General features: G+C 65.1%; 15 protein-coding genes and 1 pseudogene. 5 read left to right on the top strand and 11 right to left on the bottom strand.

The genetic code is table 11. The annotated features are described in order from the left end of the window. Positions 1 to 65: 65 nt before the first annotated feature. Both R9J51_RS08340 and R9J51_RS08335 read left to right on the top strand, forming a co-directional pair. Entirely contained in the window at positions 66 to 230 is a 165-nt protein-coding gene (locus tag R9J51_RS08340; protein WP_179504193.1) for a hypothetical protein, read from the top strand. Continuing rightward, positions 227 to 1,720, top strand: coding sequence for an LTA synthase family protein (locus R9J51_RS08335; RefSeq protein ID WP_432787941.1), 1,494 nt, complete (start codon positions 227 to 229; stop codon positions 1,718 to 1,720). The genes R9J51_RS08340 and R9J51_RS08335 overlap by 4 nt, the downstream gene beginning before the upstream one ends. Before the next feature lie 10 nt (positions 1,721 to 1,730). Here the strand turns inward: R9J51_RS08335 and R9J51_RS08330 are convergent, their stop codons facing one another. Continuing rightward, a complete protein-coding gene (locus tag R9J51_RS08330; RefSeq protein ID WP_179506383.1) occupies positions 1,731 to 2,588 on the bottom strand; it encodes an SDR family NAD(P)-dependent oxidoreductase in 858 nt (285 codons plus the stop codon). Between the two features lie 10 nt (positions 2,589 to 2,598). On the opposite strand from R9J51_RS08330, the gene R9J51_RS08325 reads away from it, so the two are divergent. After that, on the top strand, positions 2,599 to 3,216 hold the full coding sequence (locus tag R9J51_RS08325; RefSeq protein WP_348981767.1) for a sterol desaturase family protein: 618 nt from the start codon (positions 2,599 to 2,601) through the stop codon (positions 3,214 to 3,216). A 5-nt stretch (positions 3,217 to 3,221) separates the two neighbouring features. After that, positions 3,222 to 4,022 carry an aspartyl/asparaginyl beta-hydroxylase domain-containing protein gene (locus R9J51_RS08320; RefSeq protein ID WP_179504192.1) on the top strand — a complete coding sequence of 267 codons (801 nt, stop codon included), beginning with the start codon at positions 3,222 to 3,224 and terminating at the stop codon, positions 4,020 to 4,022. A 4-nt stretch (positions 4,023 to 4,026) separates the two neighbouring features. Here R9J51_RS08320 and R9J51_RS08315 read toward each other — a convergent pair whose 3' ends face one another. The 6 genes from R9J51_RS08315 to R9J51_RS08290 are packed head-to-tail and all read right to left on the bottom strand — an operon-like array spanning position 4,027 to position 9,298. Next, positions 4,027 to 4,809, bottom strand: a complete 783-nt coding sequence (locus tag R9J51_RS08315) for a glycosyltransferase family 4 protein (RefSeq protein WP_432787940.1) — start codon at positions 4,807 to 4,809, stop codon at positions 4,027 to 4,029. Beyond that, a complete protein-coding gene (locus R9J51_RS08310; protein WP_432787939.1) occupies positions 4,725 to 5,216 on the bottom strand; it encodes a hypothetical protein in 492 nt (163 codons plus the stop codon). Before R9J51_RS08310 ends, R9J51_RS08315 begins: the two co-directional genes overlap by 85 nt. After that, positions 5,213 to 6,874, bottom strand: a complete 1,662-nt coding sequence (locus R9J51_RS08305) for a beta-3-deoxy-D-manno-oct-2-ulosonic acid transferase (protein ID WP_179504190.1) — start codon at positions 6,872 to 6,874, stop codon at positions 5,213 to 5,215. The genes R9J51_RS08310 and R9J51_RS08305 overlap by 4 nt, the downstream gene beginning before the upstream one ends. Further along, positions 6,871 to 7,482: a phosphoglycerate mutase family protein gene (locus R9J51_RS08300; RefSeq protein WP_179504189.1), complete on the bottom strand. Its 612-nt coding sequence runs from the start codon at positions 7,480 to 7,482 to the stop codon at positions 6,871 to 6,873. The genes R9J51_RS08305 and R9J51_RS08300 overlap by 4 nt, the downstream gene beginning before the upstream one ends. Beyond that, the gene (locus tag R9J51_RS08295) at positions 7,479 to 8,300 is read right to left on the bottom strand and encodes a 3-deoxy-manno-octulosonate cytidylyltransferase family protein (RefSeq protein ID WP_179504188.1); all 822 of its coding nucleotides are present in this window, start codon (positions 8,298 to 8,300) and stop codon (positions 7,479 to 7,481) included. The genes R9J51_RS08300 and R9J51_RS08295 overlap by 4 nt, the downstream gene beginning before the upstream one ends. Positions 8,301 to 8,311: 11 nt before the next feature. After that, positions 8,312 to 9,298 carry a KpsF/GutQ family sugar-phosphate isomerase gene (locus R9J51_RS08290; RefSeq protein WP_179504187.1) on the bottom strand — a complete coding sequence of 329 codons (987 nt, stop codon included), beginning with the start codon at positions 9,296 to 9,298 and terminating at the stop codon, positions 8,312 to 8,314. A gap of 195 nt (positions 9,299 to 9,493) precedes the next feature. Between R9J51_RS08290 and kdsA the strand changes: the two genes are divergently transcribed. Then, positions 9,494 to 10,324: a 3-deoxy-8-phosphooctulonate synthase gene (gene kdsA / locus R9J51_RS08285; protein ID WP_179504186.1), complete on the top strand. Its 831-nt coding sequence runs from the start codon at positions 9,494 to 9,496 to the stop codon at positions 10,322 to 10,324. Between the two features lie 51 nt (positions 10,325 to 10,375). On the opposite strand, the gene R9J51_RS08280 is transcribed toward kdsA, so the two are convergent. The 4 genes and pseudogenes from R9J51_RS08280 to rfbB form a co-directional block, all read right to left on the bottom strand. Then, entirely contained in the window at positions 10,376 to 11,512 is a 1,137-nt protein-coding gene (locus R9J51_RS08280; protein WP_168554110.1) for a polysaccharide biosynthesis/export family protein, read from the bottom strand. 79 nt (positions 11,513 to 11,591) lie between these two features. Further along, a pseudogene (gene rfbA / locus R9J51_RS08275) lies at positions 11,592 to 12,460 on the bottom strand (glucose-1-phosphate thymidylyltransferase RfbA). Positions 12,461 to 12,497: 37 nt separating this feature from the next. Further along, complete coding sequence (rfbD, locus tag R9J51_RS08270; protein WP_179504185.1) at positions 12,498 to 13,382, bottom strand: dTDP-4-dehydrorhamnose reductase; 885 nt, start codon at positions 13,380 to 13,382, stop codon at positions 12,498 to 12,500. After that, the gene (gene rfbB, locus R9J51_RS08265) at positions 13,379 to 14,446 is read right to left on the bottom strand and encodes a dTDP-glucose 4,6-dehydratase (RefSeq protein ID WP_179504184.1); all 1,068 of its coding nucleotides are present in this window, start codon (positions 14,444 to 14,446) and stop codon (positions 13,379 to 13,381) included. The genes rfbD and rfbB overlap by 4 nt, the downstream gene beginning before the upstream one ends. Positions 14,447 to 14,451: the final 5 nt, after the last annotated feature.

Genomic DNA, 14,451 nt, shown 5'->3' with positions numbered 1-14,451 from the left:
GAAAGCAAAACTCCTGGGCAGGCGGTCCCATGCACCTGGCCCGAGCGTTAGTGGCCACGCGCGCCGTGGACAAGATCGACTTGCCGCAATGGATCAATTCCCGGTGGCCCGACGCCGGTTGGATGACGGATGACAGCGCGCGCGGCCCCGGCTATGAGCCGCGCCGGCGCTTTTCTGCCCATCTACCTTTCCTGCCGATTCACGATCTGGCGGATATGGAACACGCGTGACGTTGCAAGGACTTACACTGCAGATCCTGCCGCCTGCCCTGCTCCTGCTGGTCGGCGGCGTCCTGCTCGATGCGCTGGTTCGGCCTCGCCCCTCGCGGGGCCTGCGCAGCTGGCAGGGGCTGTGCCTCAACGCCGCCGTGCTCGTTGCCGTGTTCGGCGCGGTCTTGGCGGTTTGCGGCAATGCCATGGTCGCCTGCGCGCTGGCGCTGGGCCTGGCCGCGCTGTTTGCCGTGGCATCCAACGCCAAGAACGCCATGCTGGGCGAACCGCTGCTGTTTTCCGATCTCGCACTGATCGGGGCGATCTTTCGCCATCCACAGTTCTACCTGTCGGCGGTTGCCCCCTGGCAGCGCGCCGTGGCGGCCATGGTGGCGCTGGCGCTGCTCGGGCTGTTCGGGGCGCTGTTCGTGGCCACGCCGGTGTTTCACCTGGCCGGGCTCGAGCTCCTGCTGATCGGGCTCGGCGCGCTGGTTCTGGCGCTGCGCAGCGCGGCGTTCCGCCGGGCGATCACCCGTCCCGACGCCACGGCCGATGTTGCGCGACATGGGTTGATGCCCGTTATCCTGCTCTATTGGCGGCGCTGGCGCGAAAGCGTGGACCCGCCCGCCTGCCCACCGATCGCCCGCCATGCCCCGGTCGATGCGCCCGGCCTGGTCGTGATGATCCAGTGCGAAAGCTTTGCCGATCCAGCCGAACTGTTTGGCGATCCCGCGCTCGCCCTGCCCGGCCTGGCGGCGGCGCGGCGCGATGCGTGGCAGCACGGGCGCCTCAACGTGAGCGGTTTTGGCGCCTATACCATGCGCACCGAATACGGCGTGCTGTTCGGGCGCGAGGAAGAAGAACTGGGCTTCCGTCGCTATGATCCGTTCCTGACAGCCGAAGGCGAAGGGTCCTGGGCACTGCCCGCCCGCCTGCGCGGCGCGGGGTGGGACAGCGCCTTCCTCCACCCGCACGACATGCGCTTTTACGGCCGCGATCGCATCATGCCGGCAGGCGGTTTTGCCCGGTTGGTGGGCGAAGCAGACTTCGCGCCACCCGCCCCGGGCGAGGGGCGCTATGTGACGGACGCCGCCATGGCCGACGTGATCTTGGCCATGGCCGCTTCAGCCAGGCAGCCCACGCTGCTCTATGCCGTCACGATCGAAAACCATGGGCCGTGGGCCGGCGATGGCCAGCAGGGCCTGGTGCCGGGCTATCTGCGCCTGGTGCGCAACAGCGACGCCATGCTTGCCCGCCTTGCCGCCAGCCTGTCGGACCTGGCGCGCCAGCGGGCAGAGCCGGTGGCGCTGGTGTTCTTCGGCGATCATTGCCCCAGCATTCCCGGTGCGACCGCACCGGGCGGCGACCGCCATACCCCTTATGCGATCGTGCGGTTCGATCGCGCCGGACAGCCGATCAAGGGCGCTGCGCCCGACGCCGATCTCACGCCAGCCGGCCTGCACCACGCCGTGCTGGATCTGGCGCTGGGCACGCCCACCGGCAAGACCTGAAACCGCCGGATCAGCGCGGCGGCGCCAGCGAGACCAGCAGGCGATCGCGCAAGCGGCGCGGCAGGATGCGATCGAACCAGCGCAACGCCACGAAAGGCCAGGGCAGGACAAGGTGCGCCTGCCGTCGGTTCACCGCGCGGGCGATTCGGTCTGCCACGGCATCGGGCGCCATCAGCATCGGCTTGGGCCCCGGCACCTGCCGGCCGGCCGCCGTATCGATGAAGCCGGGGGACACCAGCGTAACCCCCACCCCGTGGCTGCGCATGGCCAGGCGCAGCGCGTCGGCAAAGCGGGCAAGGCCTGCCTTCGTGCCGGAATAGACGGTGGCGAAGGGCAGCGAGTGGAACCCCGCCGCCGATCCGATCAGCACGATCTGCCCACGCCCCCGTGCCGCCATCGCGCGTGCCACGGCCGCCGCCAACGCAGCCGGCGCGGCAAAATTGACCAGTGCCAGCTCTGCCACCAGCGCTGGCTGTTCCACACTGTCATCAGCCGCGCGAATATCGCCGCGGCCCGATGCAAACACCACGATGTCGAACGGCCTGGCGGCATCTTCGGCCACGATCGCCGCGACGGCCGCCGGAATGTCCATCAGGTCACGCGAACGCACCTGCGTTACGGCCCCTTTTGCAGCGCACAAGGACGCGACCGTTTCAAGACGTTTCAGATCCCTTCCCCACAGCGACAGGTAGGTGCCGGGGCTTGCATAGCGCCGTGCGATGGCACTGCCCAAGCCGCCCGACGCCCCGACAACTAGAACCGAAATGGTGGGATTAACCAACGGTAATACGTCCTTTTTATCAGGCCATCCAATCGTCGCAAAGAGGCTACATCCAGTAGCATGGAGGCTTGACAAGCGATGGCGCATCATGTCCTGCATGATCAAGATGCTTTCTTCCGAAAACATACCGCAGCGCATCAGGCTGTTTCGTAACGACCGCCTTGAGCGCCTTACGCTGATCTCTTGGCGGACTTTTGCGCTGGCATGGGCGGTTCTTCTGCCATCCATTGCGTGGGCCGCGTGGGGCACCGCCAAACCGCTTCCAGCGCTCGCGCTGGTGGGTGCCGGCCTGCTGGTGTGGACGCTGTTCGAATATGCGATGCACCGCTTCCTGTTCCATTGGCACGTCAACATGGCGGCGGTGCGACGGTTCGTGTTCCTGATTCACGGCAACCACCACGACAACCCCAACGACGCGCTGCGCGATCTCATGCCGCTGCCCGTGAGCCTGCCCATCGCCGCGGCGGTCTGGCTGCTGTCGGTCCTGGCGATCGGGCCCGCCGGAAGCTGGCTGTTCCTGGGCTTCATCAGCGGCTATGTCGCCTATGATCTTCTGCACTATGCCTGCCACCAGTGGCCCATGCGCGGGCGCTTCGCTTCGGCGATCAAGCGCCATCACATGCGCCATCACTTCGTCGACGGGCATGGCAACTACGCCATCTCGGCGATCTTTTGGGATCGCGTGTTTGCCAGCAGGATCAAATCGCTGAAGTGACGCAGATGACAGCTGGCAAGCAACCGTCGAAATGGCAGCAGACCGTCAACGCGCGCGGCTGGAAAGTCCCGTTCCTCGGCAAGTCGCTATACCAGATCGGCAAGGAATTGCGGCCGGGCATCGACCGCGTGATCATGCGCAATTCGCGCATTCCCGATGCGGCAGTTCAGGACAAGGCGTTCTTCCCCTGGATCGCGGAGCTGGAACGCCACTGGGAAGCCATTCGCGACGAAGCACTGGCGATTCGCGCCAAGGACATTCCCTCGCTTGGGGATATCTCGTTCGATCACGGCCGCATCGCCAAGGATCGCCGTTGGCGCACGCTGTTCCTCAAAGGCTATGGCTATCGCATGACCGGCAACGCGGCGCGCGCGCCGGTTACCGCACGCCTGATCGAGGCTGTTCCCGGCCTGGTCACGGCCAACTTCTCGGTGATGGAAGCAGGCGGGCACATTCCCCGCCACTTCGGCATGACCAAGGGCATGCTGACCTATCACCTCGCGCTCAAGGCCCCGCGCGAACGCGAGAAATGCCGGATGCATCTTGAAGAAGGCGAGCGGTTGCACGTCCTCCATTGGGAAGACGGCCAGTCCTTCCTGTTCGACGACATGTTCAACCACGAAGTGTGGAACGAGACGGACGAGGATCGCTACATCCTGCTGATCCAGATCAAGCGCCCCTGCCGCTTTGTCGGCAACCTGATCCAGAACATCTTCCTGGGGGCGGTGCGCCACTCCCGCTTCGTCAAGGACATCAAGCGCGCGATCGATCGCGAGGCAGCCGCGCGCAACATCCACCCGGTTTGATCGATCAACGCTCCAGGCCTGCCAGCGCCGTCACCACCGTATCGAGATGTTCGTCCCAGGTGGGATTGTGCCAGGCGGGGATGCGCTGCAACTGCGCCTGCCGCATCGGGCCATCGCCGGCAAAATCGACAATGGCCCTGGCCCAGGCCGGGCCATCGAGCGGATCGAGATAGTCCGCCACTGCCCCGCCCACTTCGCGCAAGGCGGGGATATCGCTGCATAGCGCGGGCGTGCCGACCGAAAGCGCCTCGGCCACCGGCATGCCATAGCCTTCGGCAAACGAAGGCATCAGCAGCCCTTTGGCGCCGCGCAGCACGGCGGAAAGCTGGCGATCCGGGCAGCCACTCAGTTCCTCGACATGACCATCGAGCGCCGGGCAGCGTTCCAGCAGGTCCACCACCTGTTCGTTTTCCCAGCCGCGCCGCCCGATGATCACCAGCTTGGGCACGCGGCCCGCTGGCAGGGTTTCTGCCAGATGGCGCCAGATGTGCAGCAGGAGAAGGTGATTCTTGCGCGGCTCGATCGTGCCCAGGCACACGAAATAGGGGCGCCCGTCACCCTGCCAGGGCGCGGTGGGGACCATCGGCACGGTGCCCAGCAAAGCCACGGCCATGGCGATGGATCGGCCCGACCGGTCGATCCACGGCTGCATGGCGCGGCCGGTCGCCGCGGAATTGACGATCACCAGATCGGCCAGGCTGGTCACCGCCTCGATCCTGCGGCGATGCAGTGCCGCGCCATCGGGCCGGGCATATTCGGGAAATTCGATGGGAATAAGATCATGCACCAGGCAGGCGAACTGCGCGTTTTCCCGGTCCAGGATGCGCCGGATCTTGGCCACCTTGGCAAGATGGTGCGGCGAAACCTGGATATAGACCGACTTTTGCCCCCTGCCCCCGGACGCTGTGGCAGAAGCTCGAACAGTTGCGGCAGGTTGGACACCACCGAGCGACGCTCGGGCCCGTTTTCCTCGCTCGACCAGCGCCGCTCCAATTCGTCCAGATAGGGCAGGATGGCGCTGCGGCGCAGGCGGCCATAGAGGCCGGTGGGGTGAACCGCAGCAAACGCCAGCCCCTCGCCCAAGCGCGCGAGCAAGCCCCGCGCATAGGCCATTTCCACCCGATCGACCCCGGACGGGGTGGAATAATGCATGCGGGAAATCAGCCGGGAAACGTCAAGGATCATCTGGGTCATCGCAGCGCCGCCATGAGCCTGCCCTGGATGCGGCGCAAGGGCGCGATCCAGCGCAGGCGATTGGTGGCCCGCGCGCCGGCCATGCGGCCCACCAGCACTTCGGGCGGACAGGGCAAACCGGTCACCGGATCGAGATAGCGCGGATAGAGGATCAGCACGCCAGCCACGAGCGCATCGAGCGACAGCGCCCGGCCGCGCCGATCGGGCACCGGCGCCAGGTCACGCGTCAGTCCCCAGCCGGCATAGAACGGCGTGCCGTGGCACACCACCTCGCGCCCGCGCAGCAGCGCTTCGAAACCGGCGAGCGAGGTCAGCACATGCACCGCATCGACGGCATCGAGCAGCGGCGCCATGCCCCCGCCCCGCACCACGAGATCGGCATGGGCGAGCAATTGCGCGTTTGGCACGGCGCCCTTGCGATGCCCGGCATCGACATCAGGATGGGGCCGAAACCAGATCTCCGCGTCGGGTTCGGCCAGGCGGGCGCGGCGCACCAGTTCCAGGTTGGAAGCCAGGCCATGCCCGCCGGCCCGCACCGACATGTCGTCTTCCACTTGCCCCGGCACCAGCACCAGTCGCCGCCCCGGCTCGGCGCGCGGTGGCACGGGGGCCTGGGTATCGGCCGCATACTTGCTGATCCCGGCGGCCACGATCGTTTCGCGCAAGGCCCGTGCCCGCGCCAGCAGGCGTGGCGAAAAGGCCGCATTGGCCAGCACCGCTTCCAGGTCGCTGGGCCCGGCGGGATCGAAATGAATGCCCAGCGCATCGACCACGACCGACGATGGTGGCACCAGATCCACCCCCAGCCCCACCGAGCGTACGAAGCCGTCCTCCACCCGCACCAGCGGCACGCCCTGCTGCCGGGCTTGGGCAATCAGGCCCGGCGAAACGCGCGATGGCCAGATCGCCACGGCTCCGCCAGCCCGCTCGGCCAGCGCCAGGGCGCGCGCCGGGGTGCGGGCAAAGCGCAAGCGGCGTGCTGGGTGCCAGAGGAAACGGCGGATCTCCGCCTTCTTCCACCAGGCCATGCCGCTGGCCACGGCGATCTGCCGGTTGCCATCCAGCGCGGCGCGCCAAGTCGCCAACAGATCGATCGTTTCGGCAAGGCCCGTGGCCCCACCGCCAAACGGGTCGCGATAGTGCGCCTGCGCCAACGCCAACGCCGCCCGCGCGTCGAGCGCATCGGCGCTGTCGCCCGGCGCGCCAAACCGGCCGGGCGAAAGCACCTGCACGGCAACGCCGGCGATGCGGGCCAGTGCGATCCACTCATCGTCGCCATGGGCCACCAGCAACCGCGCGCGATCCAGCACCGACCACGGGTCCACCGCGTCCGGCTGCATGTTGCGCCCGGCCAGCACATGGCCCCACCCGGCCGGCGATTGCGGCACGAGCCACAGCGCAGCCCCATCTTCATCATAGGCAAGGAGGGCGGCAACTTCGGCCGCGCCACCCGGCCGCAGCACCACCGCGATCGGGTCATCCCCGACGACCGGCGGCGCCCAGAAACAGCCACCCACCCGCGCCGCGCGCAGATCGGCAAACTGGGCCCGCGACACCGGCAAGGGCCCGTCCATGCCCACTGACGACACCTGTGGCAGCGCAACCGTCGCGTCCGCCCAGGGAAAGGGCGGCGCACGCAGCAATGGCGCCCCGCTCATGGCCGGATGCCCCAGCTTTCGATATGAAGCACATCCCCAGCATCACGACGGATCACACCATAGGCGCCCGTCGCGAGCTTGAGCGGTTGGCCAGCCCCCGCTCCGGCGGCGAGCAAGGCGAAGCGCGCGGCACCATTGCTGGTGACCAGCAGCACGTCGCCTTGTGCCTCTTTGAGGAAAGCGCGCCAGGCGGCCAGGCGCGGCGCGCCATCGACGATCCAACCAGGCGGCGGCACGGCGCGTTCATCCCAGGCAGATAGCGCATCGGCGCCAATGCGCGCGACGACGCTTTCCTCGCTCTGGTTCTCGTCCGGCCCATGGTCGATCTCGCGCAGCCATTCGCACGGCTGGGCCACCAGGGCTTCACCACCGGGCTGATGCACGATGATTGCCGCAGCGGTCGCGCGGGTGCGCAGCAAGGGTGAAACCAGCACTTGCGCGAAGTGCCAGCCCTCCTGGGCGAAATGCCGGCCGAGCACCGCCGCCTGCGTTTCCCCCGCCGCGGTCAGCGGCAGATCGGTGCGCGCGCCAATCCGACGTGGCGGTTCGTCGGCGGCAAAGGTATTGCCATGGCGCACGATCACAAATCTTGCAGCGGGCGATGTCATGTCGGAAACGGATCGCCCAACCGCGCAATGGCGGCCTCGGCCAGGGCCAGATCTGCTGGGGTATCGATGCCCGACATGGCATGAAGCGGCGGATCGACCGCAATCGTGGCGATCGTCCGCCCCGCTTCCAGGAAGCGCAATTGCTCCAGCCCTTCGAGCAGTTCGACCGGGCTTTGCGGCGCGCGGGCAAACCATTCGAGTGCCGCCAGGCGATAGCCATAAAGGCCCAGGTGTTGCCACACCGGCGACATTGGCTGGCTGGCGCGCAGCCGGTCTTCATCGCGCATTGCGGGCAGGATCGTCTTGGAAAACCACAAGGCCCGGCCTTGCGCATCGCGAACGCACGTCGTGCCGCTGAACGGGGCCGTCACCTTGTGCTGGCGCAAGCGGTCGAGCCGCGCCCAATCGAGCCGGTAAACCGGCGTCGCCACATCGGCCTCGCCATCGCGCAGTTCCGCAACCAAGCCAGCAACCACGGCGGGCGGAACGAACGGCGCGTCCCCCTGCAGATTGATCACCAGATCGGGGCGCTGCGGCTGTGCCATGGCAGCGGCATAGGCGCGGGCAGAGCCGGAATCGAGCGCTGGGTCGGTCAGCACCACGGCCGCGCCGATGGCACGGGCATGATCGGCTATGCGGGCGTCGTCCGTGGCCACCACAACGCTACAATCATTGACCAGGACTGCCGCGGCCTGCGCCACCGCATGGACGCGTTCCAGCAAAGTTCGGCCGGCGATAGGCAGCAAGGGCTTCCCCGGCAAACGCTTGGAACCAAAGCGCGCCGGAACCACGATCAGGGCCTGGGCGGGGGAAGACATGGCCGTGCCGGTCAGGCAGCACCCGCCCTGACGATGTCATGGATGTGGACGATGCCGGCAAGCCGCTCGCCGTCCACCACGAACAGCACCGAGACGGCGTTGTCGTTCAATATGCGCAGGGCATCAGACGCCCGGGTATCGGGCGTGACGCTCAGCGGATTGGGCGACATGTGCAGGCCGATGTTGTCGTTCAGATCGTAGGCGGCAATGCAACGGCGCAGGTCACCATCGGTAAACGCCCCGATTAGCCGCTCGTTCTGGTCCACCACGGCAGTGCAGCCATAGCGCTTGCGGCTCATCTCGATCGTCGCGCTGGTCAACGAAGCGTCGCTGCCCACTTTCGGGATCGAATCGCCGGTGCCCATGATTTCCCCCACCGTGCACAGTTGTGCACCCAGCTTGCCACCGGGATGGAATACGCGGAAATCGGTGGAGGTAAACCCGCGCGCCTCGATCAGGGCCACGGCCAGTGCATCGCCCAGCACCAGTTGCAGGGTGGTGGACGACGTGGGCGCCAATTCATTGGGGCAAGCCTCGCGCACCGGCGGCATCGACAGGCAGATGTCCGCCGCGCGCCCGGCCGTGCTGTCGGGGAACGAAGTGGCCACGATCAGCTTCACGCCATACTGGTTGCAATAGCGGAAAACGTCGCCCAACTCGCTCGTCTCGCCAGACCATGTGATCGCCAGCACCACGTCGTCGGGCGTGATGAGCCCCAGGTCCCCATGGCTCGCTTCGCCCGGATGGAGATAGACCGCCGAAGTTCCAGTGGACCGCATCGTCGCGGCGATCTTGCGCGCAATATGCCCGCTCTTGCCCATGCCCGTGACCACCACCTGGCCCCGCGTGGTTGCCAACGCCTCGATCGCCAGCTCTACCGAGCGGCGCAGTTCGGGCGCGCGCAAGGCACTGCGCAAGGTCTGCAAGGCATCCAGCTCGATGTCGATGGTCTTGAGCGCAGATGCAGCATAGCGCACGTCGATCAGCTTGCTGGACATATCCGCCTGAAGTTTTCTAAAATGCACATGATGTCCTTCGGCGCTGGGCATGCAGCTGTCGTTTTGTCGACAAGGTGTTGCCAGATTTTTCAATACCGGCCAAGGGTTGCCCATCCACCTGGTTCACCCGAACCGATAAAATTGGTCCGGAATGAAAGTAAATGTTGCTCCATTCTGGCAGGCGAGCCCTCACATATGAACCTTTGCGGACATGAGATTCATCCCACCTCCCCTCTATTCGCAATTGCGGGACCATGCGTCATAGAAAGCGAGGAAATGACGTTTTCCATCGCCGAAACGCTGGCGACGATTGCGCAACGCCTGGGGTTGATGCTCATTTTCAAGGCTTCCTTCGACAAGGCAAACCGCAGTTCCGACAAATCGTTCCGCGGCTTGGGCATGGACGAAGGCCTGCGCATCCTGGAAAAGGTGCGCCGCGAGACCGGCCTGCCGGTCATCACCGACGTGCACGAGGCTAGCCAGGTCAGCGCCGTGGCCGAAGTGGTCGACGTGTTGCAGACGCCCGCCTTCCTCGCGCGGCAGACCGATTTCATCGCAGCGGTGGCTGCCAGCGGCAAGCCGGTCAACATCAAGAAGGCCCAGTTCATGGCCCCGGCCGACATGCAGCAGGTGGTCAACAAGGCACGCAACGCGGCCACCGCCGCCGGGCATGATCCCGACGCTTTCCTGCTGTGCGAACGGGGCACCTCGTTCGGCTACAACACTCTGGTGTCCGACATGCGCGGCCTGGCGATAATGGCCCAGACCGGCTGCCCGGTGGTGTTCGACGCGACGCACTCGGTCCAGCAACCCGGCGGCCTGGGCGAACGCTCGGGCGGCCAACGCGAATTCGTGCCCCTGCTGGCCCGCGCGGCAGTGGCGGCGGGCGTGGCCGGGGTATTCATGGAAACCCACCCCGATCCCGACAAGGCCCTGTCGGACGGCCCCAACGCCCTGCCGCTGGCCGATTTCGAGGAACTGTGGAGGCGGCTGATGGCCATCGACTCGGTGGTGAAGGAGGGTTGATCACCGGCAGGGCTCTGACTGCGCGCAGCAGCTGGGGCCATGCCGGCCCGATCAGTTCTTGGCCACGGAAACGGCGCTGGTCACCGACACCACCGGCGAGAACAACTGGCTGATCAACTGGATCACCTTGCTCGGCTGGTTGGCGCGCGCGTTGCCGAAGTACAGCACATCCTTGTTCTGCATCCAGAAGTTCTGCGCCAGGAAATAGCTGCCGGTCTGCATCATGTTGATATGATAGACCACCGGCTTGCGCTGGCCCGCGTTGGCCGGATCATCGACGTAGCGGAACACGAACACCGCCGCCGGATCGCCCAGGTTTGGATTGGGGCCACCCGCCGCCGAAATCGCCTGCGCCAGGGTCAGAGTTCCGCTGACGAAGGGAATCTGGTCCATCCTGCCTGCGGCCCCCAGCACCGAGAACGACATCGGATCATAGATCAGCGTATAGCGATCACCGGGATAGGCACGGACATCCAGAGTCGGATTGTCGAGCAACGTGCTCAGGCGATAATCCGCACTTTCATCGCGCCGCTTGACGCGTACGATCAGATCGCTCGCCTTGCCGCGATAGCCACCGGCCAAGGCCACCACATCGGACAGCGTTTCACGGTTGGTGTCGAGTACCAAGCGCCCAGGCTTTGCCACTTCGCCACCAACAATGACGGAATTGGTGATGACCGAACGGCGCGTCACCAGAACCTGGGGGTTCTGCGAATACCCGCGCAACGCCAGGCGAATCTGCCGCCCGATCTCGACCGGCGTCTCGCCTAGCACACGCAGCTTGCCGGCATAGGGTATTGTGATGTCGCCATTATCGTCCACCCGCATTTCAGGCAGATTCTGCGCGCGCGCGCCGGTATCGATGCCAGCACTGGCCGAAGCCCCTGAAAGGCCGGTCGAATTCGAAAACAGGGTGACACCCGCTTCGTAGATGGCCACGTTTAGCACATCGCCGGGGCCGACCATATCGGTAGGCGGCGGCGGCCGGTCACTCAATCGCTTGCCGACGTCCGCGGCCTGCGGCGGAATTTGGGCAGGGCCGTCCACTTCCACCAGCGCGATGCCCATCTGCTGGTCGCTGGCCACCGCCTTGGTCACCTGGTTACCGGTCGGGCCGCTGGACGGCAGAGTGGCGCACGCTCCGAGCAGCAGCGTCGTGCTTAAAAGAAGCGAGGTTTGGAGCTTCATGAAATAGTTCCGCAAAATAGGTCATGCCGCCTGTCGGCACTTCGTGTGCGAGGACGGTCAGCCCCGCTATGTTACCGGTTCAGGTCCCTGACAGAACGGTCCTAAGGTAGCGCCCATAATCCGATTTGCCCAGTTTATCGATAGCGCGTTGCAAGCCGGTTTCGTCGATAAAACCATTGCGGAACGCAATTTCCTCCGGGCTGGCGATCTTGAAACCCTGCCGCTTTTCAAGGATCCGCACATATTCTGCCGCATCCAACAAGCTGTCGGGCGTGCCGGTATCGAGCCAGGCATAACCGCGCCCCATGATCTCGACGGACAGTTCGCCCCGCTCGAGATAGACCCGGTTCACGTCGGTGATTTCCAACTCGCCGCGTGGCGAAGGCTGGATATTGGCGGCGATTTCGACAACCTGCGAATCATAGATGTAGAGCCCGGTAACCGCCCAGTTCGACTGCGGTTTTTCCGGCTTTTCCTCGATCGAAACCGCCTTCATGTCCGCGCCGAACGAGACGACGCCGTATCGTTCCGGATCGGACACGCGATAGGCGAAAATGCTCGCCCCCGCCGGGCGCGAAATGGCGTTCTGCAAAAGATTCGGCAGCCCGTGTCCGTAAAAAATATTATCGCCCAAGATCAGCGCAGACGGCGCATTGCCAACGAAATCGGCACCGATGACATAGGCCTGCGCCAGGCCATCGGGGCTGGGTTGTTCGGCATATTCCAGCCTCATGCCCCAAAGCGATCCATCGCCCAGCATGGCACGGAACGCGGGGAGGTCACGTGGAGTCGAAATGATCAGGACTTCGCGAATGCCGGCCAGCATCAGGGTACTGAGCGGATAATAGATCATCGGTTTGTCATAGACCGACATCAACTGTTTGGAGGTAGCCAGCGTCATCGGATAAAGCCGGGTGCCGCTCCCCCCGCCAGAATGATACCCTTCATGTGCCTATTCCTTGTATAGATCGTTCGCCGATTGTCGTCAGGCTGCCAGAAGCCTTTGGACCACCTGCTCCATCGCGCCATGCCAATCGGGCATGGCCACACCATGCACCCGAGCAATGAGGCTGCTGTCCAGACGGGAGTTCATGGGCCGGATGGCAGGGGTGGGATAATCCGCGCTGGGAATGGGTCGTACCCGCGCCGAGGGACCGCCCCCCATTGCGGAAGCGGCAAAGATCGCCTGGGCGAACGCCGCCCAACTGGCTTCGCCCGCCGCCGTCATGTGGAAGACCCCGCGCAAGGTTGGATCGGGATTGTCCACAAGGTTGCCAGCTACAGCCAGGATGCCATCGGCGATATCCAGCGCGCTGGTCGGATTGCCGATCTGGTCCGCCACCACCGCAATCTCGTCCCGGTCCGCGGCAAGCCGCAGCATCGTCTTGACGAAATTGCCGCCGAAAGGACTATAGACCCAAGCCACTCGCAGGATCGCAGCGTTGCGCGCGCAATTCGCCAGCACAGCCTTTTCCCCTGCCAACTTGGATGCGCCATAGACGCCCGTGGGCCCGGTGGGATCACTTTCGTAATAAGGACGGTGCAGATGGCCATCGAAGACGTAGTCGGTCGAAAGATGTACGATCGGGATACCGAGTTGCTCGGCCGCTGCCGCCACGGCGCCAGCCCCATCCGCATTCACCGCGTGAGCCATGTCCGGCTCCGCTTCAGCCTTGTCTACGGCCGTATATGCCGCGGCAGACACCACCACATCGGGCCCGATCAAAGCCAGTGCGTCTCCAAGCGTTTGCGGCTTTGCCAAGTCGACTTCCGGCCGCCCCAGCGGCACAATATCATGGCCCGCGACGCGCGCGCGTTCCACAAGGCTCGAAACGACTTGGCCGTGGCGGCCGGTAACGGCAATCTTCACGCAGACACCCTGGATCTCTCGGCGTCGAGCCCCAGACGCGCGCCATCGTAGCGGTCACGCAAGGGGCGCCACCACCACGCATTGTCCAAATACCACTGAACGGTCTTTTCGATCCCGGTGTCGAACGTTTCCCTGGCACGCCAGCCCAGTTCATCTTCCAGCTTGGTAGCGTCGATTGCATAGCGGGCGTCGTGCCCGGGCCGATCCGTGACGAACCCAATCAACGCCTCGCGCGGGGTCTCGGCCGGCACCAGGGTATCGAGCACGGCACAGATGCGGCGCACCACATCGATGTTGCGCCGCTCGTTGCGGCCACCAACGTTGTATGTCTCACCGACGCGGCCACGCTCTATGATCACGTCAAGGGCGCGGGCGTGATCGTCGACAAACAGCCAGTCACGCACGTTTTCACCTTTGCCGTAGACCGGCAACTGCCGGCCATCGAGGGCATTAAGGATCGTCAGCGGAATGAGCTTTTCGGGGAAGTGATAAGGGCCATAATTGTTCGAGCAGTTCGACACGACCACCGGCAGACCATAGGTGCGCTCCCAAGCCTTGGCGAGATGATCCGACGCTGCCTTCGACGCGGAATAGGGTGACGAAGGATCATAGGGCGTCGTTTCGGTAAACAGCCCTTCGTCGCCCAGCGAGCCATAGACCTCGTCAGTCGAAACGTGCAGGAAACGGAACTCGGCCTTGGCCGCAGGGGTCAGACCGTTCCAATAGGAGCGCGCCGCTTCGAGCAGCACGAACGTGCCGACGATATTAGTCTGGATGAAATCGGCCGCACCGGTGATCGAGCGATCCACATGGCTCTCTGCGGCCAGGTGCATGATGCGGTCGGGCCGGAACGTGTCGATCGCCTGCGCCATGGCCGGCGCATCGCGGATGTCAGCATGAAGGAAGCGATGGTTACCCCGCCCCTCTACCGCACGCAGCGATTCCCGACAGCCAGCGTAAGTCAGCGCATCAATTGTCAGAACATCATAGCCCTTTTCGAGCACAAGATAGCGCACGAGGGCCGAACCAATGAAGCCGGCACCGCCGGTTACAATGACGCGCATACAGA

It is taken from the genome of Novosphingobium rhizosphaerae, assembly GCF_050920675.1.
GTDB lineage: Bacteria > Pseudomonadota > Alphaproteobacteria > Sphingomonadales > Sphingomonadaceae > Novosphingobium > Novosphingobium rhizosphaerae.
The sequence above is the reverse complement of the archived record's forward strand: the minus strand, read 5'-3'. Positions and strand labels throughout refer to the sequence as shown.